Origin of the sequence: Blattabacterium cuenoti (genome assembly GCF_014251575.1) — a bacterium.
GTDB classification, from domain to species: Bacteria; Bacteroidota; Bacteroidia; order Flavobacteriales; family Blattabacteriaceae; genus Blattabacterium; species Blattabacterium cuenoti_N.
This window is the reverse complement of the sequence record NZ_CP059191.1, coordinates 498,083-523,716: the sequence shown is the minus strand read 5'-3', so window position 1 is coordinate 523,716 and position 25,634 is coordinate 498,083. Positions and strand designations below refer to the sequence as shown.

General features: G+C 25.7%; 25 protein-coding genes and 1 tRNA gene. 10 read left to right on the top strand and 16 right to left on the bottom strand.

The features are described 5' to 3' along the window. Positions 1-52 precede the first annotated feature (52 nt). Positions 53-1,405, top strand: coding sequence for a magnesium transporter (gene mgtE, locus H0H67_RS02600; protein WP_185859216.1), 1,353 nt, complete (start codon positions 53-55; stop codon positions 1,403-1,405). Here the strand turns inward: mgtE and H0H67_RS02595 are convergent. Continuing rightward, entirely contained in the window at positions 1,375-2,412 is a 1,038-nt protein-coding gene (locus H0H67_RS02595) for an RluA family pseudouridine synthase (RefSeq protein WP_185859215.1), read from the bottom strand. The two genes, mgtE and H0H67_RS02595, sit on opposite strands and share 31 nt — an antisense overlap. Continuing rightward, a complete protein-coding gene (locus H0H67_RS02590) occupies positions 2,413-3,276 on the bottom strand; it encodes a PASTA domain-containing protein (protein WP_185859214.1) in 864 nt (287 codons plus the stop codon). It lies immediately after the preceding gene. Between the two features lie 55 nt (positions 3,277-3,331). On the opposite strand from H0H67_RS02590, the gene H0H67_RS02585 reads away from it, so the two are divergent. Beyond that, positions 3,332-4,318 (top strand): D-alanine--D-alanine ligase, encoded by a 987-nt coding sequence (locus H0H67_RS02585; protein WP_185859213.1) that lies wholly within the window; start codon positions 3,332-3,334, stop codon positions 4,316-4,318. A gap of 136 nt (positions 4,319-4,454) precedes the next feature. Here H0H67_RS02585 and feoB read toward each other — a convergent pair whose 3' ends face one another. After that, positions 4,455-6,509: a ferrous iron transport protein B gene (gene feoB, locus H0H67_RS02580; RefSeq protein WP_185859212.1), complete on the bottom strand. Its 2,055-nt coding sequence runs from the start codon at positions 6,507-6,509 to the stop codon at positions 4,455-4,457. Beyond that, positions 6,494-6,736 carry a FeoA family protein gene (locus tag H0H67_RS02575; protein WP_185859211.1) on the bottom strand — a complete coding sequence of 81 codons (243 nt, stop codon included), beginning with the start codon at positions 6,734-6,736 and terminating at the stop codon, positions 6,494-6,496. Before H0H67_RS02575 ends, feoB begins: the two co-directional genes overlap by 16 nt. 105 nt (positions 6,737-6,841) lie before the next feature. Here H0H67_RS02575 and rseP point away from each other — a divergent pair, with 105 nt between their 5' ends. Then, positions 6,842-8,173, top strand: coding sequence for an RIP metalloprotease RseP (gene rseP / locus H0H67_RS02570; RefSeq protein WP_185859210.1), 1,332 nt, complete (start codon positions 6,842-6,844; stop codon positions 8,171-8,173). Here the strand turns inward: rseP and H0H67_RS02565 are convergent. Then, positions 8,163-8,750, bottom strand: a complete 588-nt coding sequence (locus H0H67_RS02565; protein ID WP_185859209.1) for a 5-formyltetrahydrofolate cyclo-ligase — start codon at positions 8,748-8,750, stop codon at positions 8,163-8,165. The genes rseP and H0H67_RS02565 overlap by 11 nt on opposite strands. 5 nt (positions 8,751-8,755) lie before the next feature. After that, positions 8,756-9,571 (bottom strand): alpha/beta fold hydrolase, encoded by an 816-nt coding sequence (locus tag H0H67_RS02560; protein ID WP_185859208.1) that lies wholly within the window; start codon positions 9,569-9,571, stop codon positions 8,756-8,758. 107 nt (positions 9,572-9,678) lie between these two features. Here H0H67_RS02560 and H0H67_RS02555 point away from each other — a divergent pair, with 107 nt between their 5' ends. Then, a complete protein-coding gene (locus tag H0H67_RS02555) occupies positions 9,679-10,449 on the top strand; it encodes a type III pantothenate kinase (RefSeq protein WP_185859207.1) in 771 nt (256 codons plus the stop codon). Positions 10,450-10,454: 5 nt separating this feature from the next. Here H0H67_RS02555 and H0H67_RS02550 read toward each other — a convergent pair whose 3' ends face one another. The 7 genes from H0H67_RS02550 to recG form a co-directional block, all read right to left on the bottom strand. Then, a complete protein-coding gene (locus H0H67_RS02550; protein ID WP_185859206.1) occupies positions 10,455-10,859 on the bottom strand; it encodes an HIT family protein in 405 nt (134 codons plus the stop codon). Further along, positions 10,852-11,334 (bottom strand): transcription elongation factor GreA, encoded by a 483-nt coding sequence (gene greA / locus H0H67_RS02545; protein WP_185859205.1) that lies wholly within the window; start codon positions 11,332-11,334, stop codon positions 10,852-10,854. Before greA ends, H0H67_RS02550 begins: the two co-directional genes overlap by 8 nt. A 348-nt stretch (positions 11,335-11,682) precedes the next feature. Next, positions 11,683-12,999, bottom strand: a complete 1,317-nt coding sequence (murA, locus tag H0H67_RS02540) for a UDP-N-acetylglucosamine 1-carboxyvinyltransferase (protein WP_185859204.1) — start codon at positions 12,997-12,999, stop codon at positions 11,683-11,685. Between the two features lie 2 nt (positions 13,000-13,001). Continuing rightward, positions 13,002-13,610, bottom strand: coding sequence for a DUF4290 domain-containing protein (locus H0H67_RS02535; protein ID WP_185859202.1), 609 nt, complete (start codon positions 13,608-13,610; stop codon positions 13,002-13,004). A gap of 23 nt (positions 13,611-13,633) precedes the next feature. Then, entirely contained in the window at positions 13,634-14,647 is a 1,014-nt protein-coding gene (locus H0H67_RS02530) for a cation diffusion facilitator family transporter (RefSeq protein ID WP_185859201.1), read from the bottom strand. A gap of 9 nt (positions 14,648-14,656) precedes the next feature. Beyond that, positions 14,657-16,762: an ATP-dependent helicase gene (locus H0H67_RS02525; RefSeq protein ID WP_185859199.1), complete on the bottom strand. Its 2,106-nt coding sequence runs from the start codon at positions 16,760-16,762 to the stop codon at positions 14,657-14,659. An 11-nt stretch (positions 16,763-16,773) separates the two neighbouring features. Next, positions 16,774-18,834: an ATP-dependent DNA helicase RecG gene (gene recG / locus H0H67_RS02520; RefSeq protein WP_185859198.1), complete on the bottom strand. Its 2,061-nt coding sequence runs from the start codon at positions 18,832-18,834 to the stop codon at positions 16,774-16,776. Positions 18,835-18,897: 63 nt separating this feature from the next. Here recG and H0H67_RS02515 point away from each other — a divergent pair. The 4 genes from H0H67_RS02515 to ribD all read left to right on the top strand — a co-directional run bounded on the left by H0H67_RS02515 (position 18,898) and on the right by ribD (position 21,040). After that, a tRNA-Val gene (locus H0H67_RS02515) sits at positions 18,898-18,972 on the top strand. Positions 18,973-19,008: 36 nt separating this feature from the next. Next, positions 19,009-19,206 carry a 30S ribosomal protein S21 gene (gene rpsU / locus H0H67_RS02510; RefSeq protein WP_185859196.1) on the top strand — a complete coding sequence of 66 codons (198 nt, stop codon included), beginning with the start codon at positions 19,009-19,011 and terminating at the stop codon, positions 19,204-19,206. Between the two features lie 32 nt (positions 19,207-19,238). Next, a complete protein-coding gene (locus tag H0H67_RS02505) occupies positions 19,239-20,015 on the top strand; it encodes a shikimate dehydrogenase family protein (protein ID WP_185859195.1) in 777 nt (258 codons plus the stop codon). Beyond that, positions 20,012-21,040, top strand: coding sequence for a bifunctional diaminohydroxyphosphoribosylaminopyrimidine deaminase/5-amino-6-(5-phosphoribosylamino)uracil reductase RibD (gene ribD / locus H0H67_RS02500; protein WP_185859194.1), 1,029 nt, complete (start codon positions 20,012-20,014; stop codon positions 21,038-21,040). Before H0H67_RS02505 ends, ribD begins: the two co-directional genes overlap by 4 nt. A gap of 13 nt (positions 21,041-21,053) precedes the next feature. Here the strand turns inward: ribD and H0H67_RS02495 are convergent, their stop codons facing one another. Next, positions 21,054-22,097 carry an acyl-CoA reductase gene (locus H0H67_RS02495; RefSeq protein WP_185859193.1) on the bottom strand — a complete coding sequence of 348 codons (1,044 nt, stop codon included), beginning with the start codon at positions 22,095-22,097 and terminating at the stop codon, positions 21,054-21,056. A gap of 27 nt (positions 22,098-22,124) precedes the next feature. Here H0H67_RS02495 and H0H67_RS02490 point away from each other — a divergent pair, with 27 nt between their 5' ends. Beyond that, positions 22,125-22,466: a 4Fe-4S binding protein gene (locus H0H67_RS02490; RefSeq protein WP_185859192.1), complete on the top strand. Its 342-nt coding sequence runs from the start codon at positions 22,125-22,127 to the stop codon at positions 22,464-22,466. A gap of 54 nt (positions 22,467-22,520) precedes the next feature. Next, positions 22,521-23,177, top strand: coding sequence for a uracil-DNA glycosylase (locus H0H67_RS02485; RefSeq protein ID WP_185859191.1), 657 nt, complete (start codon positions 22,521-22,523; stop codon positions 23,175-23,177). An 18-nt stretch (positions 23,178-23,195) separates the two neighbouring features. Here the strand turns inward: H0H67_RS02485 and lpdA are convergent, their stop codons facing one another. Further along, positions 23,196-24,614, bottom strand: coding sequence for a dihydrolipoyl dehydrogenase (gene lpdA / locus H0H67_RS02480; protein WP_185859190.1), 1,419 nt, complete (start codon positions 24,612-24,614; stop codon positions 23,196-23,198). Between the two features lie 44 nt (positions 24,615-24,658). After that, positions 24,659-25,633 carry a deoxyhypusine synthase family protein gene (locus H0H67_RS02475; protein ID WP_185859189.1) on the bottom strand — a complete coding sequence of 325 codons (975 nt, stop codon included), beginning with the start codon at positions 25,631-25,633 and terminating at the stop codon, positions 24,659-24,661. Position 25,634 lies beyond the last annotated feature (1 nt).

The window sequence follows — 25,634 nt, the reverse complement described above, 5'->3', positions numbered from 1 at the left end:
ATGAATCCATCATATAAATATTCAAAAAAAGTCTCTACAAAAAAAGAAAAAAATGTTTAATGATCATCAAGATTATTTGATAAACGATGAAAAATTTCTAAATAATCAAACTATTAGCAGATTAATAAAAATTATTCATCATCATCCAAATGATGTTATCAAAATATTTAATTTGTTAAAATTATGCAAAGCCATTTCTGTTTTTAATGGATTGGATTTTTCTATAAAAAAAAAAATTATAGAAGAGTTTCCTTCAATTAAAAAGATGGAGCTTTTAAATAATTTGTCAGTAGAGGATCGTTTTTCTTTTTTAGAAAAGATTCCTAAAAATCTATTAAAAGATTTAATCAAATATTTAAATCCAGAAGAGAAAATAAAAACGTTAGTATCATTGGGATATCCAGAAAATAGCATAGGTTGTTTGATGATTCCATATTATCTTTCGGTTCAAAAAACTTGTAGAGTGCAAGAAATTTTGGATTCTCTACGTAAAGAGGTGAAAAATAGAGATATGATAGAAATTGTATATATAGTTGATCAAAAAGGAAAATTAGTAGATGATATAAAAATCAGAGACTTTTTACTAGTAGATCCAAATACAAAAGTATCCGATTTAATGGATAATCAATATACTTATGCTTTGAATCTGAAAGATACAGAAGAAGAAGCTTCTAAAATATTTTCTCTGAATAACAGAGTATCACTTCCAGTTATTGATGATCAGAATTTTTTATTAGGAATAGTAACTGTGTCCGATATTTTATTGATTTTAAATGAAAATTATAGAGAATATCTTCAAAAAATAGGAGGAATGGAAGCATTAAATCAATCTTATCTTAATGAACCTTTATATCGATTAATTAAAAAAAGAGCCGGATGGTTAATCTTGTTGTTTATAGGAGAAATGTTAACAACAACAGTCATGCAAGAATTTTCAAGTTTTATCGAAAAAGCAGTGGTTCTTGCTTTGTTTATTCCTTTGGTTGTTTCAAGTGGAGGAAATAGTGGGGCTCAAGCTGCAAGTTTAATTATTCAAGCAATGGCTTTGGGAGAGGTTAAAATAAAAGATTGGTGGATAGTCATGCGAAGAGAAATCATTTGTGGTTTTTTTTTAGGTAGTATTTTAGGATTAACTGGTTTTATCCGTGTGATAGCTTGGCATAAGATCAATTTATTTAATTATGGGCCTCATTGGATATTAGTTGGATTAACTGTTTTTTTATCTTTGATTGGAGTCGTTTTATGGGGAACGTTAAGCGGTTCTATGTTACCCTTTATAATTAAAAAGTTTAGAGGAGATCCCGCTAGTTCTTCTGTTCCTTTTGTTGCTACATTAGTCGATGTGATTGGATTAATTATATATTTTTCTATGTCTTATATTCTTTTACGTGGTACTTTATTGTGATAACTTCTACAATTGTTCAAAACAGTTTTAAAATCTTCAGGAATTGGACAATAAAAATAACATTTTCCATTTTTAGGATGGATAAAAGAAAGAGAAATAGCATGCAATGCTTGTCTTTGCAAAATTTTTAAACAATTTTTCATAAATTCTATATTTTGATTCGAGCATTTTTTTTTCATAAAAATTCTATTTCCTCCATAAATTGAATCATGAAATAATGGATGTCCTAAATGTTTGAAATGAGCTCTTATTTGATGTGTTTTTCCTGTTTTTATATAGCAAGATACATATGTTAAATGTTTAAATCTTTCTAATACTTTGTAATGTGTAATAGAAAACTTTCCTCTATTAATTTCTTGATTTTGTTTAAAAATTTTCATTTTTTTTCTATTTCTAGGATCTCTTCCAATAAAACCAGTTATGGTTCCTTTTTCTTCAATTAAATTACCCCATATTAAAGCTATGTATTTTCTTTGAATCGTTCTAGAATAGAATTGTTGAAATAAATGTTTTTGAGAATATTCATTTTTAGCTAAAACCAATAAACCTGATGTATCTTTATCCAATCTATGAACTAATCCACATCTATAGAGGTTTAATTCATTAAAATTTGAATTTATTAAATGATATTTAATTCCATGAATTAATGTTCCTGTTTCGTTTCCAAACCCAGGATGTACCACCATTCCTGCAGGCTTATTAACTACAATAACATCTTCATCTTCATGAATAATATCTAGATTTATTTTTTCTTCAGTAATATTTTTATATTCTAAATAATCTATAACAGAAGGTTTATAAATTTCTATTTCAACAAAATCTAAAGGCTTTATTTTATAATTTTTCTTTATAATGTTTCTGTTCACTAAAACTTTTCCTGAAATTGTCAAATTTTGAATTTGATTTCTGCTGATATTTTGTATATAATTTTTTAAAAATTTGTCAATGCGAATTTCTTTTTGGTTTTTGTCTATAAAAATTTTAATTTTATATGTATAACTGTTCATTTAATTCGTAGGTATCATATCTTTTTCTTCTATTTTTTGATCAATATCTTTTTCTTCTATTTTTTGATCAATATCTTTTTCTTCTATTTTTATTAAGTTGTCCAATAATTCTTTTGAAGTTAACCAAAGTTCAATAGATTTATTTTTATCCTGAATTTCTCCAGGAGAAGGGTTTTGACGATATACTTTTGCATTTCTATCAGGATCTATTATTGGATGATCATAGTAAAAATTAATAACACGAAATAATTTTTTTTTTAAAGTCAAAGTTGCAGTATGCAATGACATTCCAATAACATTTGGAACCACTAAATTATTTTTTTCATATCCTTTTCCAATTATCAAAGTAATTCCTTCTTGAATGTAAGGGAATCTGTATCCAGATTGAATTGATTTGTTCTTATAAAAAACCTTTAAAACTGTATCTTTAGTCAAATCATTAATAAACCTAATTTCTTTAACGGGAATATGATTAGCATGAAGCAATTTCATAGCAATGAATTTATTTTTATTTATAATATTGGGGAGAAAAGTAGTATTTTGCGATTGATAATTTACTTTTAGGTATATATGTCTTCCTTCTTTTACATAACCTCCAGCTTCTGGGGAAAAAGAAATAATTTGATTTTTTTTCAAGTTTGGATCATAATGTGATGTATCTATATCATATTTTAACCCTAACTTTTTTAAAATAGATATAGATTGAGATAAAGTCAAATAACGCAAATTTGGGACTATAACATAAGATCCATGTTTTGTGTAAATATCAACCCATTTTAATGCAAGTTGAGTGATATTGTATAAAAAAAATATGGAAATTAATAAATTTATGATGAATATTACAAAATACTTTGAATAATTCATGAAAAAATATTTCTTTAAATATAAAGAATCATTTCTACATTAATAAAAATAAATCATGAAAAAAATTGCTGTGATTATGGGTGGATATACAAAAGAGTCTGCAATTTCACTAGAAAGCGGAAAAGTAGTTTATGAAAATTTGTGCAGGAAAGAATTTGAACCTTATAAAGTGTATATTTTCAAAGAGAAATGGTTTATGAAAGATGAAAATGACAAAGAATATCCTATTGACAAGTGTGATTTTTCCATCAATGTAGGAATAAGTCGTATCCAGTTTGATTGTGTTTTTAATGCTATTCATGGAACTCCAGGAGAAGACGGGATATTACAAGCCTATTTTGAATTATTAAATATTCCCTATACAGGATGTAATTTTAATCATGCAAATATGACTTTCAACAAGATGTATTGTTTAACTTTATTGAAACATTTTGGGATTAATACTGCCGTATCTATTTTTTTAAATAGAAATCAAATTTTCTGCGAGGAAAAAATTTTGAAAAAAGTAGGTCTTCCTTGTTTTGTTAAACCTAATCGATCTGGATCTAGTTTAGGAATCAGTAAAGTTTATGAAAAAAAAGATTTATTCAATGCAGTCAAAAAAGCTTTTAAAGAGGATGAAGAAATTATTATTGAATCCTTTCTTGAAGGAAGGGAGGTATCAGTAGGAGTTTTTTCATTCAAAAATGAAATTTTGGTTTTACCTATAACAGAAATAATTAGTCAAAATGATTTTTTTGATTTTGAATCCAAATATTCTGGAAAATCTCAAGAAATAACACCAGCAAAATTTTCTCAAAAAATTAAAAATAGAATACAAAAAGTTGCAAAGAAAGTATATAATTATTTAAATCTATCAGGAATCTCTAGGGCAGAGTATATCATTGTAAATGGGAAACCTTTTTTTTTAGAAATCAATACAGTTCCAGGTCTTTCGGAAGAAAGTATTTTTCCAAAACAATTGAAAATAGCTGGTATATCTTTGTCTGATTTATTTAAAAATTCCATTAATTATTCTATTGAAAAAATGAAAAAAAAATAATAAAAATTTCTACAATTTACAATTGCATTTTTTTTTGCAAAAATTTTTTTCGTATAAAAAAAAATTCAGTAATTTTTTGATTAAAAAAACAATTGAACACAAAAACAATATTCCTATTATTAGATATTGACACATTTTATTTTAAAATTTGATATGTTAAAAATGAAGCAATATAAGCTAGTGAAGTCATAAAAAAAAATTGTACTATTGGCCATTTCCAAGATTTTGTTTCTTTTTTTATTATAGACAAAGTACTCATACATTGTATAGATAATGCATAAAATAATAGTAAAGAAATTCCTGTCTCTAAATTGTAAATAGGTTTCTTGGTGCTGTCAAATACTTCTTTTTTCATTTTTTCTTTCAAGAAATTTCCTTTTTCTTCTATTTTATAGACAGAAGCCATAGTACTAACAAAAACTTCCCTCGCTACAAGAGATGAGAGTAATCCTATTCCAATTTTCCAATCGTATCCTAATGGATGAATTATAGGTTCTATTTTTTTACCGATCAAACCTAGATATGAATGAGATAATTCTTTTTTTTGCATATATTTCAATACGATTGAGTTTTGATATGAAAAATTTTCTGAAGGACCAAAAGTTCCTAAAACCCAGATTAATATATTGATCAATAAAATCATTTTTCCTGCATTGATGATAAATGATTTTAGATTAATCCATAAGGTAATCAATATGTTTCTAAATATAGGAAATTTGTAAGTAGGGATTTCCATAATCAGATGGCTTTGATAATTTTTTTTCAAAAATTGATGTAAAATCATTGATACACCTAAAGCAGATAGAATTCCTAATAAATACATAATCATAAGGACAACTCCTCTTAATTGAATGAAATACCATCTGTAATTTGGTATAATAAGAGATATAATTAAAGTATAAACAGGTAATCTAGCAGAACAGGTCATAAAAGGAGTGGCTAAAATAGTAATTAAACGATCTCTTGGATTTTCAATATGTCTAGCTGACATGATAGCTGGAATAGCGCAAGCTATGCTAGAAATAAGAGGGACAACACTTTTTCCATTTAATCCAAAGGGTCGCATGATTCTATCCATTAAGAAGATTACTCTGCTTATGTAACCACTTTCTTCCATAAGAAGAATAAAAAACAGTAAAATAAAAATTTGTGGAATAAAAGTGATAATAGTACTAATTCCAGGCAATATCCCCTGCAACAAAAAATTATTGAAAGGACCTGGATAAATATTTTCTAGTTTTTTTTGAATAAAAGAAAAAAAAAATTCTATAACCTCTTTAGGTTTTTCTGCCCAGAAAAAAACACATTGAAAAATAAAAAATAAAAGAAATAAAAAAATAAAATAACCCCAAAAAGGATGAAGAATTAAATTATTATCTATCTTTTTTGAAAATTCTAAATAATTTTTTTCTTTATCTGATACCAATTCGGAAACTGTTTCGGAAAAAATTTTTCCTATTTCTTCATATCTATCTAATGTTTCCTTGATTTGTAATCTTTTGGATATAATATTGTGTTTCTTTTTTATTTTATTTAATAAATAGTCTTCTTTCAAAAATTTTCCATTATAAGCTAAATAATACCAAGCTTTATAAGTATTTACTTTATAATTATTTTTTACATCATTAACAGCAATAGAATAACGTAATCCTGGATTGAAAAAATCCAATTTTTTTGTTTTTTTATTTAGATTCTTGATTTCTTTTTTAACCTTTTCCAATCCTATTCCTTCCCTTGCATTGATCAAAACAATTTCTGTTATGAGAAATTTTTTTAGTTTTTCTATATCAATGGATATTCCCTTCTTTTTTGCTTCATCCAACATATTTAGGATAAATAAAACAGGAAATCCTAAATCTTGCACTTGTCTAAATAAAAGAAGACTTTTTTTTACATTAGAATAGTCTGCTACAACCATAATTTTGTCAGGATAATCCAAATGATCCATATTATTAAGTAATTTGCTAACTACTTCTTCATCTTCAGATGAAGGATATATGCTATAAATTCCAGGAAGATCTATAATTTGATAGGATACATTTTCATAATAGAAATATCCTATTTTTTTGTCTACTGTGACTCCTAAATAATTGCCTACTTTTTGGTTAAGTCCAGTCAATTTATTGAACAAAGAAGTTTTTCCTACATTTGGATTTCCAATAAGTGCTAATTTTATTATTCTTCTTTGCATTTTAAAATTTTAGGTTCTATTATAATGTTTTCTGCTTCTTTTCTACGTAATACTAAACAAGACTGATTATAACTTATACACAATGGATCATAAAAAATAGAAACAAAAAGTATTTCGAATTCTACTCCAGGTAAAACCCCTAATTCTAATAATTTGATAGGAAAATCTTCGTTTTTATATCCCTTGATAATTCCTTTTTCTCCTTTTTTAAGGTTAGATAAATTCAAAATTTATATATTTTATATCAGAAAAATAGAAAATAAATTTTTAGTAATGAAAAAAAATGAAATAAAGGTTTAAATTTATCTCTTTTATTTTTTTAAGTTTTGGAAATGACATCTATTTTGGTTAGATCTATACAATTGCTGCTTAGCATTTCTATATTAGTCGTTATTCATGAATTAGGTCATTTTACTTTAGCTCAAATATTTAAAGTAAGAGTTGAAAAATTTTTTTTATTTTTTGATCCTTGGTTTTCTCTTTTTAAAAAAAAGATTGGACACACTATTTATGGAATTGGATGGTTGCCTTTAGGAGGATACGTAAAAATATCTGGAATGATGAAAGATGAAAAAAATGGTTCTTCAAAAGAGACTGAAAAAAATTGGGAATTCCGTTCAAAATCAGCAATAAAAAGGCTATTAATTATTTCTGGAGGAATTATTTCCAATATATTATTATCTATTTTTATTTTTACTTGTTTATTATTTAAATATGGAGAAACATATCTTCCAACAAAAAATGTTAAATATGGGATAGAAGTTGATTATTTAGGAGAAAAAATAGGATTCAAAAATGGAGATAAAATTTTACTTGTAAATGGAAAATATATTCCATATTTCAATGATCTTCCTAAAGAAATTCTTTTGGGAAAGTCTGTGACTGTAGATCGTATGGGAAAGATTATAAAATTGTCACTCAACAACAATAAAAAAAGATTTCTTTTTGACAGAAAAAAAATCAGTTTCTTTATTAAACCTCGTGTTCCTCCTATTATAAATCATGTCATCAAAAATTCAGAGGCGGAAAAATATGGTTTAAAAAATAATGATGAAATATTAGCTATAAATTCTGAATTCATTCTTTTTTCTGATCAATTAAAGGATTTGTTATCAAAATATAGAAATGAGAACATAGTAATATCGATTAATAGAAATGGAAAAATGATTCAAAAAGAGATTTTTATAGATTCAAAAGGAATCTTGGGAATTTACTTAAAAAATTTTATGGATTTGGATCAAATTTTTTCATTTGAAAAAATGAATTATTCTTTTTTTGAAAGTATTCCTCATGGAATAATGAAATCTTTGGATGTTTTAAAAAACCAAATATTTTTTTTAAAAAATGTTTTTCATATAGAAACCAAAGCTTATAAACAAATAGGAAGTTTTTTTTCTATGGCAAAAGAATTTCCTTCTAAATGGAATTGGGATATTTTTTGGACTTTAACTGCTACTTTGTCCATTTGGTTAGCTTTTATAAATTTATTTCCCATTCCATCATTAGATGGAGGTTATATATTATTTATTTTGATAGAAATGATCACAAGAAAGAAAGTTAATGAAGATATTCTTGAACGTTGTACTATTTTTGGATTTGTAATAATTAGTTTAATTATGATTTTTATTATTATTTGGGATATTTTCAAAGTATTTATTTCTTGATCTCATCAAAGAAAAAAATATGATCAGGAGTGATTCCTATATCTATTGATAGATCGTTTTTATGAATATCTATAATCTTCTTTATAGGAGTAAAAAAACTCAAACCTATTTTAATAACATTTTTTTTACATAAAGGAATAAATCTGTCATAAAAACCTTTTCCATAACCGATACGATAACCTCTTAAATCAAATATTAATAATGGGATAAACATTACTTCAATAAAAGAAGGTGAAACTATATATTTATGTGTATAAATAGGTTCAAAAATTCCATATTTGTTTTTTTTTAATAAAGTGTTTTTATCAAATAAACAATTATCTATAGAAATTAGATGAAAATTAGAATAGGGAATAGTTATATTTTTCCCTATTTTTAATAAAAAATTGACAATAATAAATGTATCCACTTCTTTATATTCCCGTATAGGTAAAAAAATATGATAATATTTTTTTTCCCATATAAAAAATATTTTTTTCAGGAGAAAAAATATTTCATAACTCTTCTCAAATACTTCTCCTTGAGATAGGATCTGTCTGTAAAAAAAATATTTTTTCCGCAATTTTTTTTTATCCATAATTATCAAATCCGATAGTTTTTGAGAATCACATGATTCATAAAATTTTCTAATATTTTTGTTATTTCTTTAGGTTTTTCTATATGCCCCATATGACCTGTAGGAATTTCAATAAAAGAATTAGTTTTATTTCCATTTTTAGCTTCTTCACGAATTTTTTTTGGATCAAGAATTAAATCGTATAAACCAATTATATGTAATTTTGGAAAACTAGTTTCTTTTAGTAAAAATCTTCTATCTTTACGAATTTCCATTCCTTTTAAAAAAGAAATCACACTATCCACAGAAGTGGATAAAGCTATTTTTTTTACAAAAAAAATTTTTTCTTGTAAAAAAGAGAATTCTTTAAGATTAAATAATTTATTTATACTTGTGTCTACAAGCATGGTATAATTATTGACTGCTAACCGTATAGATTGCATACGGATTTTCTTTTTATCATCAGAATCTGATTCTGCTGTAGAATGAAGCAAACACAACCCCAAAAAAATTTCTGGATATTTTTCTGCCAAAGCTAAAGCAATGTATCCTCCCATAGAATGACCAACAAAAACTGCTTTTTGTATATTCTCTTTTTCTAAAATTTTTTTCACAATTTCTGCAGATTTTTCCATAGTAAAAATGGTATCATGATTTAATGTAGAAAAACTTTTTCCATGACCAGGTAAATCAATTGAAAGAACTTTATATTTATTAGAAATGTCGGAATATATATAATTCCATATTTCTAAACTTTCCATAAATCCATGTAATAGAACGATTGGTAGTCCTTTTCCTTCTATTTTTAAATTTATTTTTTTGTAGATATTATCTATGATCATATGAGAAAAACTATGAAAATTAAATACAATATTTTTTTATAAAAAATTATGAAAAAAAAATTTTCTGATTCAAAATACATTTTTATTATTCAAAAATGAAATGAATCATGTTGTTAACAATAAATATTGGAAATTCCAGTCTTCGTTTTGGACTATTTAATAATAATTTTAATTTAAAATGTAATTGTTCGTGGATTATTAATAGTAATCCACATAGATCATTAGATGAATATATTTTGTTATTTAGGAATATATATCAACAGTATGGGATTTCCTCTAAATTAATACAAAATATTGTAATAGGATCAGTAGTCCCTCCACTTACAAATATTGTAGAACAATCTTTATATGAAATACATAAAATAAAATCTCTAATAGTAGATAGATATTCAGATTCTCCTATAAAACATTATTCTCATCAATTAGGAACAGATTTATATGCCAATGCTATAGCTGCATATACATTATATAATAATAAGAATACTACTTTAGTAGTAGATTTTGGAACTGCATTAAGTTTGACTTGTATTGATAAATATGGAAACCTTCAAGGTGTTATTATTGCTCCGGGAGTAAATAGTTCTTTAACAGCATTAATTGGAAACACTGCTCAATTATCACAGATAGAATTAAAGAAACCTCCTAGCATATTAGGACAGCATACAGAAACATGTATTCAAAGTGGAATTATTTATGGGTACTTAGGTATGGTTGAAGGATTGATTGATAGAGTCAATAAAGAATTGAGAACAAATTGTTTTGTAATTGCAACTGGAGGTCTTTCCCATATCTATACACCTTTAACAAAAAAAATTCATCTTAAAGATAAATTACATACAATAAAAGGTTTAAAAATTTTATTTCATTGGAATCATTGATTAAATTATATTTTAATAGATTTTTTTATTTTTTCGGACAAAATTTGAAATTTTTTTTCAGATAAAATCATTCTTTTTTTAGAAAAATTACTATCGCTTTCTTGATCCATAGGAATGAGATGAATGTGTACATGAGGAATTTCGAATCCCATAACAAATATACCTACACGATTGCAAGGAATGATTTTTTCTATCCCGATAGCTACTTTTCTCGTGAAAAACATAATAGAGATAAATTCTTTTTCAGAAAGAGAAAAAATTTTATCTCTATTGCTTTTTTTGGGAATTACTAAAGTATGTCCTATTTTAATAGGATAAAGATCTAAAAAAGCTAAATGATCAGAATTTTCTGCTACTTTGTAAGCAGAAATTTCGTTATTAATTATTTTATGAAAAATATTATTATTCACTAAATGCTATTTCTAAAATTTCATAATCAAGTATCATTTTATTAGGCAATTTAATATGAGCAATTTGTCCTACTTGTTTACCAAGTAATCCTGTGGATATAGGAGTATTTATGGAAATCTTACCTGATTTCAAATCAGCTTCTCCTTCTGGAACTAAAGTGTATATTTGTTCACCTCCATAAGTTAAATTCTTCACTCTTACTGTAGAAAGAATAGAAACTCTGCTTCTATTTATTTGTGACCCATCTATAATACGTGCGTTGGATAGTTTTTTTTTTAACTTAGCTATATTCATTTCCAAAAATCCTTGTGCTTCTTTTATTGCATCATATTCTGCATTTTCTGAAAGATCCCCTTTATCTCTTGCTTCTGCGATTTGCATCGATATTTTTGGACGTTCTATATTTTCTAGTCTCTCTATTTCTTTTTGCAATTTTTTTAATCCTTCTTTAGTTATATATTCAAATTTTGCCATAATTTTTCATTATTATTTTTTCCGGATCTTTTTCATTTATCTGTTTATTATATGACACATAAAGTTATGTGATTTTATGAACAAAAAACAATATCAAATTTTTATGCATTATTTTTATAATAATGATATTGATTTTGATTGTTGTATATTCAGATTTTTATGTTCTAAAATTACGATTTTTTGTGTTTTTGTTTCATTTTTTTCTTATTTGCATCAAAAATTACTGAAAAAACAGTTAAGGGAGACCCTTTAAAAAGTAGCACAAAAAAAATGAGAATAACTGATATAGATTGTTCATCAATCTATCAATTCTACTATGATTGGAAAGAAAATAGAAAAAACGTTTTTTTATTCCATTCTTAAAATATTAGCACCCAAAATTCGTAATCTTTGATCTATATTTTCATATCCTCTATCTATTTGTTCTATGTTTTTAATAAGACTAGTTCCTTTAGCAGAAAGAGCAGCTATCAAGAGAGATATTCCTGCTCTTATATCTGGAGAGTTTAGTATGGATCCTCGTAAATGAGATTGATGATTTAATCCAATAATAGTTGCTCTATGAGGATCACATAGTATGATTTGCGCTCCCATTTCAATAAGTTTATCTACAAAAAATAATCTACTTTCGAACATTTTTTGATGAATTAAAACACTTCCTTTAGCTTGAGTAGCTACCACAGTCAAAATACTTAATAAATCAGGTGTTAAACCAGGCCATGGAGAATCAGATATTGTTAATATCGCATTATTTAATAATTTTTTAATTCGATAAGATTTTTGTGATGGGATATAAATATCATCTTTTTTTTTTTCTAATTTGATTCCCATTTTTTGGAATGTTTTTGGAATGATTCCTAAATTTTTCCAACTAACATTTTTAATTCGTATCTCAGAACAAGTAATAGCAGCTAAACCTATCCAACTCCCTATTTCTACCATATCCGGTAATATGGTATGTGTACAATATCCACCTAATTCTTTCACTCCGGTTATATTAATCAAGTTAGATCCTATTCCTGTTATTTTAGCTCCCATTTTGTTTAACAATTTGCATAATTGCTGAATATAGGGTTCACAAGCAGCATTATAAATAGTAGTTTCCCCTTTAGCTAAAGTTGCAGCCATTATAATATTAGCTGTTCCAGTCACAGAAGCTTCTTCCATTAAAATATAACTTCCGTTCAAAATTCTATTGTTTGTATGCAAATTAAAGTATTTGTATTCATGATGATAACAGATATGGCTACCTAATGATTTTAATCCTGTTAAATGAGGATCCAAACGTCGTCTTCCTATTCTATCTCCTCCAGGAATTGGAATACAAACTTTACCAAATCTAGCAAGTAAAGGTCCTGCTATCATAATGGAACCTCTAATTGATTTTCCGTATTCACGAAATTTTTTTGTGTTTAAATATTCAATATTGATGTTTTTTGCTTGAAAAGTATAATCTCCAATATCATTTCTCTTGATTAAAACTCCTAAATCTTTAAGAATTTGCATTAAACACTTTACATCCCCTATTTCTGGAATATTTTTTATTCTTAATTTATCTTGAGTTAGTAATACAGCACATAAAACCTGTAAAGACTCATTCTTAGCTCCTTGTGGTTTTATTTCTCCTTTTAAAGGGAATCCTCCTTTAATTTTAAAAGTTCCCATTATTATACAACTTTTTCTTTTTGTTTTTTTAATGTTTTTTTTCTTTTAGACTTCAAAATATGAGAACATTGCAGCAATGGATCTGTATTCATTAAACATATTTTTCCTTTAGAAAGTTCTTTTAAATCTTTAAATATTATATCATCTTCTACTATATTTTTATTCCATCTCAAATAATTTTTCTTCATTGTATTAGCTATTGCATAAAACAATCCTTCTTTTTTTTGTCTATTTTTACAATGAATTGCTACATGTATCATGTTTCTAATTATTTTTCCATAATATCTAAAATTAGTTAAATATTCAGGATAGACTACTCTTTTATAAGATAAAATTTTTATTTTTTCTGGACTTGGTTTAGGAAAAGGAGGGTCTATATCTAATTGATAATTAGACATAATAAATAATTGATTCCACAATTTATGTTGAAAATAAGGAATTGATTTGTTGAACTTAGGATGAGTAGAATCTGTCATTAATTTTATAATACTCCATGCACAACGATTTCTTTTTTTTCTATCTTTTATTTTGATTGCATAGTCTATCATTTTATGAATGTTTCTACCATATTCTGGTATCACCAATTTGAAACGATTAGTGTTATATTCCATATTATTTATTTATGTTTATAGATCTAATAAGATTTAGTCTTGTCATTATTATTATAATATGATGTTTTATCTAAAGTCCAAAGAATTTTTTTTTGAAAAAAATTTTGTCTTACTTGACATGAATGATTAAAACAAAATATACAATGATTATTAGAACATGCTTCTACATGAACAGATAATTCTACTTTAGATCCGAATTCATTTTTAGTTAATTGAGTCAATTTATTGACTTCTTGATTCGCCTCTTTTATATTAAAGAACCATGGAACGGTTAGATGACAATCAACATGCAAAGCACTCCCATATTTAATAACTTTTAAATGATGAAGATCAATCCAATGAACATCCCTTTTTTCATTGAGATAGAAAGATAACTTTTTTAGAAGTTTTTTATCGGATTCATCCATAATTCCAGCTGTAGCATTCCTTAATAATTTTAATCCAGTATACAAAATTACAGATGAAAAAATTATAGAAATAATAGGATCTATCCATATCCATTTAGTGATATTTAATAAAATTAGTCCTACAACAATACCAAAAGTAGAATAGGTATCTATTTGAAGATGTTTTCCACTGGCTACCAATGTTAAAGCTCCATTTTTATGTCCTATTTTACATGCTAAAAATCCTAATAAATAGTTAATAATAGCAGTAAAAGACATTAAAATCACTCCATAATTTAATCTAGATAAAAAAACTCCATGCATATGATGTTTAACACGTATAAAAGTGTTTATAAAAATTGTTATCCCTACAATAAAAATTAATACACCTTCTATCGCAGTTGATATAAATTCTATTTTTCCATGACCATATGGATGATTTTGATCTTTAGGTAAAGAAGATATATAAAGACTACATAATCCAATAAATCCACTAATTATATTGATTAAGCTTTCCATTGCGTCACTAAATATGGAAAGAGAAGAAGTTATATACCAAGTAATTAATTTGATCAAAAAGAAAACAATAGCTACAAAACAAATTATTTTCTGTAAATTAAGATTCAGTTTAATTTTTTTTGAATCATCCATACAATATCGTTATGAATAAACAATTAGCTTATCTAATGCTAATTTGAGTAGTATTCTTTTTTTTCCTGATTTTCTAAATTTAATTAGAGCTATTTTATTTTCATTTTGTAATTCTAAAATTATACCAATTCCAAAATTTTTGTGAAAAACTTTGACTCCTATTTTGAAATCCATTTCTTCATAATGTTTGTGATTCAATGGAGTATTTTTTTCTTTTTTTTCTGAAGATATAGAATTCTGATTTTCTATATCAATAAAATTTTTATCCAATTCGTTAATAAAACGACTAGGAATATTCTTTTTTCTTTCTCCCCATAAAAATCTATACTTTGCATAAGTAAGCACAGCTTTTTTTCGAGCTCTAGTTAAAGCGACATAGAATAAACGACGTTCTTCTTCTATTTTTTGGTTGTCTAAAAAACTGGATTTTGAAGGGAATAGATTTTCTTCTAATCCTGCAATAAAAACAATAGAAAATTCCAATCCTTTAGATAAATGAACCGTCATTAATGAAACCTTATTTTCTTCATCATTCATATCTTCATCAAGATCCAAATAAAAATATTGTAAAAATCCAGATAAGCTGATATCTCCTTTTAATTTTTTCTGTTCGTTAACGTAAAAAAATATATTGTTAAGTATAGATTGGAAATCTTTTCTATTGTAATTTTTCGGATCTTCTGATAATAAAAAATCCACAATCTCTTTTGCTATTGTATATGCATCTTTCTTCTCTATTTTTCGTAACTTTTCTATTGTAAGAATTAAATTATTAAGTTTATTTTTTGTTTTTTTGTTTATATTCAATACATATTGATAGTTTTCTATATTTTTTATTATTTTGTAAATTTTTATTTTTATCTTTTTAGATAAGTCTAATATAGTTTTAATAGTTTTTTTATTTATCTTTTTAAGAATACGTAATAAAGACTCTTCATCATTTGAATTAGTAATGATCCTCAAATAAGCCAATAAATCTCTGATTTCTTTTCGTTTTTCAAATGAAATGGATCCATAGATCTTATAAGGTATATTTTTTTCTTTCAGTGCGTATTCTATAATATTCGATTGAATATTTGCTCTATAAAGAATAACGATGTTTTTATAATGATATTTTGTTTTTTCTTTGATTGAAAGAATAGAAGAAGCAATATATTGTGCTTCTTCTTTTTCGGAAAAAGCACAATATATTTTTACTTTTTCTCCTTTTTCATTGTTTGTCCATATTTTTTTTAAAATTTGATTCTTGTTGAAAGAAATAATGTTATTAGAAGCTTGAACTATGTGATGAGTAGAACGATAATTTTGCTCTAAACGAAAAATTTTAGCATTCTCATAATCAAGATGAAAATTTAAAATATTCAAAATATTTGCACCACGAAAAGCATAAATACTTTGAGCGTCATCTCCTACTACAAAAAGGTTTTTGTGCTGAGAAGCTAAACTTTTTATGATTGTATTTTGAGATAAATTAGTGTCTTGATATTCATCAATTAATATGTATTTAAATTTATCTTGATATTTTCGTAGAACATTTGGAAAATAAGAGAATAAGTGATTGGTATGTAACAAAATATCATCAAAATCTAATGCTTCTGCTTGTAAACAACGTTTGACGTAAGATTTATATATTTTCGCTAAACATTCTGATTCTCTATTATTTTTTTTATTGATGTATAAGTTATTTTTGTATTCAGATATGATTCTTATTATTTCTTTAGGAGACAAAGAAATATCCAAATTAATATCCTCTAATATTTTTTTTATTACATTTTCTGAATCTCTTTGATCATAAATAGTGTAATTTGGTTTGTATCCTAACCAATGAGATTCTTTTCTCAAAAGAATAGAAAATACAGAATGAAAAGTTCCCAATGTGATTTGATCCAGATTTTTTTGATCCATCATATTAGAAATTCTATCCTTCATTTCTTTAGCAGATTTTTTAGTGAAAGTTAAAGCCAATATATTAGAAGGACTGATTCCTATATTTTGAATCATATGAACAATGCGATATGTAATTACACGAGTTTTTCCCGATCCTGCCCCAGCAAGAACGAGTATAGGTCCATTGATGGTTTCTATAATTTTCCGTTGAAAACTATTTAGAGACATAAAAAAATTTTTTATTTTTTGAATTTTCCATTCATTTTATAATATTTATAAAAAATATTTTTTGTGTTTTTTAAAAAATCAGGATTTTTGTGAAAAAAATTTTGAGCAATTGGAAATACATCTTTTATCAATTTATAATCTTTTATAAGATTTACAATACGAAAGTAATTTTTTCCGCTTTGTTGAGTTCCTATCAAATCACCTCCTCCACGCAATTTTAGATCTTCTTTTGCTATTTCTAACCCTTCATTTGTTTCACACATTTTTTTGATTCTAAAAAGACCTTCTATACTTATTTTTTGATCAGTAATAAGAATACAATAACTTTGATGAATTCCTCTTCCTACTCTTCCTCTTAATTGATGTAATTGAGATAATCCAAAAAAATTTGCATTTTCTATTAAAATAACTGATGCATTGGGGACATCTACTCCGACTTCTATAACTGTAGTAGCTATCATAATTTTAGTTTCTCCACGTAAAAATCGGCTCATTTGTATATTTTTCTCTTGAAAATTCATTTCTCCATGAAGAATTCCAATTCTGTTTTCTAAATTTTTAAATTTTTCTTTAATTTCTTGATATCCTCTCATTAAATTCATGTTTTTCTTTTTTAAAGAAGTATTTATAGTGGGATATATAATGTAGACCTGTCTTCCTTTTGAAATTTGATTTTTTACTATTTCAAAAGCTCTATCTCTATTTTTGCTCCAAAAATGGATAGTTTTAACAGATTTTCTTCCTAAAGGTAATTCTTTGATAATTGAAATATTTAAATCATGATAAATAATTTTTGCTAGGGTTCTAGGAATAGGTGTGGCTGTCATAATCAAAATATGAGGAAATTTATCTTCTTTTTTCCAAATTTTAGCTCTTTGTTCCACTCCAAAACGTTGTTCTTCATCTATAATTGCTAATCCCAAATTTTTAAATTGAACTTTTTCTTGAATCAAAGCATGAGTTCCTATTAAAATGGAAATTTTTCCTGTAAATATTTCATGATAAAGACATTTTCGTATAGAATCAGAAGTAGAACTTGTTAACAAAGCTATTTTAATCCCAATTGTTGAAAACATTTTTTTTATAGAAAAAAAATGTTGTATAGCCAATACTTCAGTAGGAGCCATTAAACAGGATTGAAACCCGTTGTCTAAAGCAATGAGCATTGATAATATAGCTATTATGGTTTTTCCACATCCTACTTCTCCTTGTAATAACCTATTCATTTGAATAGGTTTTTTCAAGTCATTCCATATTTCCTTAAGCACTTTTTTTTGTTCTTCTGTTAGAGTAAAAGGCAAAGAATGTTTGTAAAAATTATGAAAATTTTTTCCTAGTTTTGGAAATGGTTGACTGGATGCCGCTTTTTTTCTTGATAAAAAAAATAATTTTAACAAAAATAACTCTTCAAATTTTAAAGAATATTGTGCTTGTAATAAACTATCTAAAGATTCTGGAAAGTGAATTTGAATCAAAGCCTTTTTTCTTGACATTAATTTTTTTTCAAGAAACTCTTGGAAAAAAAATTCATCTATATCATTTTTCGATTCTTCTATCAAATTTTTCAATAAATTGATGATGAAAGAATTATTAATTCCTTTTTTTTTCAAATTACTGGGAATAGAGTAGACTGGATATATGGAATAATTTTTTTCCAAATATTGGATATTCGGATGAATAATCTGAATTTTTTCTTGAAAACATTTAATTTTACCGTAAACTATTATTGTAATGTTTTTTTTTACATTTTTTAAGAAATTGGTTTTTTGAAACCATACTAATTCGATGAAACCTGTTTGATCTTCTAAACGGGCAATCCATATTTTTCTTTTTTTATAATTTATTTCTTCTATATTTGTTATTTCTCCTAATATTTGGACAAAATCATTATTATTATTTTTTGATAATTCTGATATATTTTTTAATGTAGGTAGATGTATATATCCTTTTGGATAAAAAGATAATAAATCTTCGTATGTGTGAAGTTTTAATTCAGTATTAAATAAATGAGCTTTTCTTAAACTTAATCCTTTTAAATGTTCTATAGATTTTTGAAGAATATTGCAGGACATATTTTTTAAATAGATTATGATCCGTTATATTTTTAAAAAATACTTAATTTTGTTGATTTAAAAGGACATTTAGCTCAGTTGGTTTAGAGCGCTACTTTGACAGAGTAGAGGTCGTCGGTTCGAATCCGATAGTGTCCACAAAAATGAATTTAATTAATTAGTTATTTATTTTTTATGGTTTTAATTACTACAGTTAGAGAAGGAGAGTCGATTGATAAAGCTTTAAAAAAGTGTAAAAAAAAATTTGATAAAACTCGTATTTTAAAAGAATTTAGAGAAAAACAACAATATATAAAACCTTCTGAAGGAAGAAGAAATGAAATATTGAGAGCAAAGTATAGAGAACGTATGAAACTAAAAAAAGAAGAATAAGTTTTTCATCTTTATTATATTGATTTTCTGGTATGAAAAAAATAGAAAATTATAAATTTATTTTTGGATTAATTGGAAGAGGGATTAATTATTCTTTTTCAAGAAAGTTTTTTTTAGAAAAATTTAAAAAAGAATCCATTTTTCATGCAGATTACAAAATTTTTGATATTCCAAAAATAGAGAATGTATCAATAATATTTCAGAATCCTTGTCTAAAAGGATTTAACGTGACGATCCCTTATAAAACAAGTATTATTCCTTTTTTAACCAGAATTGTTGCAGAAGCAAAATCCATAGAATCTGTTAATGTTGTAAAAATTGATAAGAATGGACATAAAATTGGATATAATACAGATGTTTTAGGTTTTGAGTTATCCTTTAAAAAGGATATCGATAGATTGTCTCATAAAAAAAACTTAAAAGCATTAATTTTAGGCACTGGAGGAGTATCCAAAACAATTTCATTTGTTTTAAAAAAATTAAGAATTCCATATCAATATGTTTCTAGAATTAGAAAAAAGGGATTTTTAGTTTATGAAGACATAAATAAAGATTTGTTGAAACAATATAAAATTATTATTAATTGCACACCTTTAGGAACATTTCCCAATATTAACTTATGTCCTTCTTTACCTTATCAATATATTTCTTCAGAACATTATTTTTATGATTTGGTTTATAATCCAAATAAAACTTTATTTTTAAAAAAAGCCGAAAAAAAAGGAGCTTTAATTAAGAATGGATTGGAAATGTTGTATCTTCAAGCGGAAGAATCTTGGAGAATATGGAATTCACTAATTGATGAATGAATGATAAAGAAATTTTTATGAAAAGAGCTATTCAATTAGCTAAAAATGGATTAGGAATGACATCGCCTAATCCTATGGTTGGTTGTGTAATAGAAAGAAATGGATTCATTATCTCAGAGGGATGGCATTATAAAAGAGGAATGAATCACGCAGAAGTCAATGCAATCAATAGAATAAAAAACAAGAACTTATTTTTGGATTCAACTCTTTATGTTACATTAGAACCGTGTGTTCATTTTGGCGAAACGCCTCCTTGTGTTGATTTAATAATCAAAAATAATATACCAAGAGTAGTGATCGGAATACAAGATCCATGTTATAAAGTTAGAGGGGCTGGAATCCAAAAACTTAAAGAGTTTGGAATAGAAGTCATAGAAGATATTTTAAAATATCAATGCCGTATTTTAAACAAACGATTTTTTACTTTTCATGAAAAAAATCGTCCTTATGTTATTTTAAAATGGGCTCAAAGCCATGACGGTTTTATAGATTCTATAAATAAAAAAAATTCTTGGATTAGTGGAATTTATGCTAGGCAATTGAATCATAAATGGAGATCTGAAGAAGATAGTATTTTAGTAGGTAGAAAAACTGTATTGAATGATAACCCAAAATTAAATGTCAGAGAATGGTTTGGATCCAACCCTATTAGAATTTTTCTTGATAAAGAACTAAGCATATCTACTTCTTATTTTATTTTAGACGATTCACAGAAGACTATTGTTTTTACAGAAAAAAAAAAAGAAAATAAGAAAAATACAGAATATGTTCAAATATCTTTCGACAAAAGAATAATCAATCATATATTAGATTTTTTACATAAAAAAAATATATTATCCTTAATTGTGGAAGGAGGAAAAAAAACCTTGGAAAGTTTTATAAGAGAAAATATTTGGGATGAATGTAGAATTTTTATATGTGATGTTACATTAAAAAATGGAATAAGAGCACCTAGAATAGGTGGTAAAATATTAAAAAAAATGAATATTGGTAAGGATCAGCTTTTTATAAAAATTTCTTATTGAAGAATTAAAAAGATCAATTCAAAAATTGAATTGTGTCAATTCCGTCTGCATAATCTTCTAATTCTGGATATTGTGTTTTTCCAAAATCAACTTCTTTTTTAAAAAAATTTTTAGAGACTATACATTGTATATATTGGTCATTTTTTAGAATAATTTCTCTCAATTGATTTAAATTATCATAAAATTCATAATAAACTACAGATATTGGACTATAATAATCATTTTTTTCTTTGAAAATAAGAAAGTGATTTTTTTGAATAGATATTTTGTTCATAGTATAAATAGAAAGACAATATTTATAATTGTCTATGTATTTGTAATTTTTTGTGATATATTCGGATACAAATGATTTTTCTAAAATCAAATGAAGATTATAATTATAAGGAACAAATATTTTTCCTACATTTCTGCATCCCCTTCCAGAGTAAGTAAGTATGTCTTTGTTTAAAGAAATTAATTCTTTTTCTTTTTCATTTCCTTGTAATACAGCAATGGAAGTTTTTCTTTTTCTAAGTAGTAGAGGATGATTTCTGAAATAATACTCAAAATAACGAGCAGTGTTGTTGTTTCCACTGGCTATAACATAATCGAATTTTTCATGAAAAATATTATTTGTAAATCTTATTTTATGTTTTAACATAGGTTTTTTATATGTTATGATTTTGCATAAAAAAGGAAGTAATAAATTGTCTTCTTCAGATAATTTAATTATGATATTATGTCCTGATAAAAGAACACATAAAAGGTCATGAAATCCCACTATTGGAATGTTTCCAGGCATAATGACAAGAACTTTTTTTGATTCTTTTTTTTTATTCAAAGAGTATTTTTTGATCCAAGATTCTAATTTTTTTCCTTTAAGAATTTTTCCCCATTGATTGATGGTTATTAATAAATCTTCTTCTCTAAACCAACTATTTGCAATAGTTATTTTTTGAATAATTTCTTGTAAATCAAAAAATAAATTTTTAAAATTTTGAGGAATATATTTCTTATGTGCATAAAATTTATTAAATTTTCTTAGAAAATGGCCTAATTCATCAAAAGTTTTAATCATTATTTTTTAATTTTAAAGTCTAGCCCAATGTCCATAAAAATTACAGAAGAATGTATTAATTGTGGTGCTTGTGAACCAGAATGTCCTAATAATGCAATTTATGAAGGAGGAAAAAAATGGAGAATGTCAGATGGAACTTCTTTAAGAAAAAAGGAAACTTTTTTTACGAATCTAACTATAGATCAAGAACCAAAAGAAAAGGATATATACTTTATTGTTTCAGAAAAATGTACAGAATGTGTTGGTTTTTATGATCAACCACAATGTATTGTAATATGTCCAGTCCACTGTTGTGTTCCAGATAAAAATAATCTGGAAACTAAAGAACAACTTATTGAAAAAAAGAATTTTTTGCATGGGATCAATTAAAATATTTATGCATAACATAAATAGATAACGTAACGATTTAAATAAAAAAAAACTATGGATTATGATTGGAGTTTTTTTCTAAAAAAAGAACGGAATAAACCTTATTTTAAGAAATTAATGAAATACCTTCAGATAGAATACAATAATTTTATTTGTTTTCCAAAAAAAGAAAATATATTTTCTTCTTTAAAATACTGTCATTTTCAAGAATTAAAAGTAGTCATCTTAGGACAAGATCCTTATTACAAAGAAAATCAAGCTGATGGTCTTTGTTTCTCTGTTCCAAATGGAGTTCCTTTTCCTCCTTCATTAAGAAACATATTCATAGAAATCAAGAACTGTTTTAACAATTCATTTCCTTCTAGTGGTTCTTTAATTCATTGGGCAAAACAAGGAGTTTTATTGCTTAATTCTATATTAACAGTTAGAAAAGGTTGTCCTGTTTCTCATAAAAACATGGGATGGGAATTTTTTACAGATCAAATTATAAAAACTGTTTCTAATGAGAAAAAAAATATTGTTTTTCTTCTATGGGGAAAATATGCTCAAAAGAAAATATTTTTAATTAATTCTTTTCATAATCATTATATTTTAAAAACCTCACATCCATCTCCTTTTTCTGCTCATCTTGGCTTTTTTGGATCTAGACATTTTTTGAAAACCAATGAGTTTTTGGATAAAAAAGGGAAAAAACCCATTATTTGGGGATAACACATATCTCTCTTCTCTCTACATATGGATAGAACGGTTTTCAAAATTTAGTAAAGCTGCTTCTTTAAAGGATTCACTAAAAGTAGGATGAGGATGACAAATTCTATATATATCCTCTGAAGAAGAACGGAATTCCATAGCAACGGATGCTTCCATTATCATATCTGCAGCATGATCTCCGATTATATGAACTCCCATTATTTCATCTGTTTTTTTGTGGGTAATCATTTTCAAAAAACCTTCTGTACATCCACTTGTACGAGCTCTTCCTAATACTTTCATGGGAAAAGTTCCTACATTATATTCCATTTTTTCTTTTTTAATTTCATTTTCCGTATGTCCAACGCTAGCTACTTCAGGATATGTATAAATTACTGATGGAACTAAATCATAATTTATTTTGTTTGGTTTTTGTCCAATCATGTGTTCTACTGCATATAATCCTTCTTCTTCAGCTTTGTGTGCCAGCATTTTTCCTCCTATAACGTCTCCAATTGCATATATATTTTTTATATTACTTTGCAAAGAATCATTCACTAATATAAATCCTTTTTGATCTTTTTTAATTCCTATATTTTCTAATCCTAGATTTTTTGTATACGGGATTCTACCGATTGATAATAAACAGTAGTCTCCTGTAAATTTCATTTCTTTTTCATTCTTATACTTCACAAAAACTGATATTTCTTTATTGTTTTCTTCCATAAGAATATTGGTAATAGATAAAGATGTTTCTATTTTGATAGAAGATTTTTCTAGAATTTTTCTAATTTCTTGACTTAATGATTCGTCCATATTTGATATGATTTTGTCCATAACTTCTATGATAGTTATTTGACTTCCTAATCTATTAAAAATAGAACCTAATTCCAATCCAATGATTCCACCTCCAATGATTATTAACTTATTGGGAACTTCTTTCAAAGAAAGAGCTTCTGTAGAAGAAATGATTTTGTTTCCGAAGTTTAAATTTGGTAAACATGAAGGGATAGAACCTGTGGATATTATACAATATTTAAATTTTATTTCTTGTTTTTCTTCTAATGATTTAATTTCTTTTATAGAAAGAGTATTCATTGTCTTAAATGAAGCTATTCCTTGATACAAAACAATTTTGTTTTTTTTCATTAAATATTTGATTCCACTATTCATATTTTTGACTATCTCATTTTTTCTATTCATCATTTTTTTGAAATCAAAAAATAATTTTTCAAAAAAAATTCCGTGTGAAGAATAATGATTTTTAGCTAATGAAAAATATTTAGAAGAATCTAAAAGAGATTTAGAAGGAATGCATCCTACATTCAAACATGTTCCACCCAATTCTTGGTATTTTTCTACAATTGCAGTACGAAGTCCTAATTGACTAGCTCTGATAGCAGAAACGTATCCTCCTGGACCAGAACCGATAACAACAAGGTCATATACATTATTCATTATAAAAATATTTTTTTATGTTATATTCAAATTTACACACATAATTACATATCTAACACATATGCAAAAATAAGTGGAGCAACTATGGTTGCATCTGATTCTATAATAAATTTTGGAGTATCCTTATCAAGTTTTCCCCAAGTGATTTTTTCATTTGGAATAGCTCCTGAATAAGATCCATAACTCGTAGTAGAATCTGAAATTTGACAAAAGTAAGCCCAAAAATGAGTAGGATAAAATCCTATATCTTGAGAGAGCATAGGGACTACACAAATAGGAAAATCTCCAGATATACCTCCTCCAATCTGGAAAAAACCTATTTTATGTTTAATAGATTCTTTTTTGTACCATTTAGCTAAATGCATCATATATTCAATTCCATTTTTTACAAGAAAAGTTTGAAATTGTTTTTTCATACAACATGAAGCAAAAATATTTCCTATTGTGCTATCTTCCCAACCTGGAACTATCATGGGAAGATTCTTTTTTGCAGCAGCTAAGACCCAACTGTCTTCCGGATTTATGTTGTAATAAGGTTCTAAAATATTTTCTAATAACAATTGATAAATATATTCATGAGGAAAATAACGTTTTGATTTTTCTTGAGCTCTTTTCCATACTTGAAAAATATGCTTTTGCAATTTTTTAAAAGCTTGTTCTTCTGGAATGCAGGTGTCTGTCACTCTATAATATCCTTTTTTTAAAAAATCTTTTTCATTATCAGGAGTTAAGTCTCTGTAATGAGGTATCTTTTTATAATGAGAATGAGCTATCAAGTTTAATATATCTTCTTCTAAATTAGCACCTGTACAAGAAATAATATGAACTTGATCTTTTCGAATCATTTCCGCTAATATCTTACCTAATTCTGCAGTACTCATTGCTCCCGCTAGCGTTATCATCATTTTTCCATTATTTTGAGTGTGATATTTATATGCTTTAGCAGCCTCTGATAAAGTTAAAGCATTAAAATGAAGAAAGTATTTTTCAATAAAAGAAGTAATAGAAGATTTTTTCATA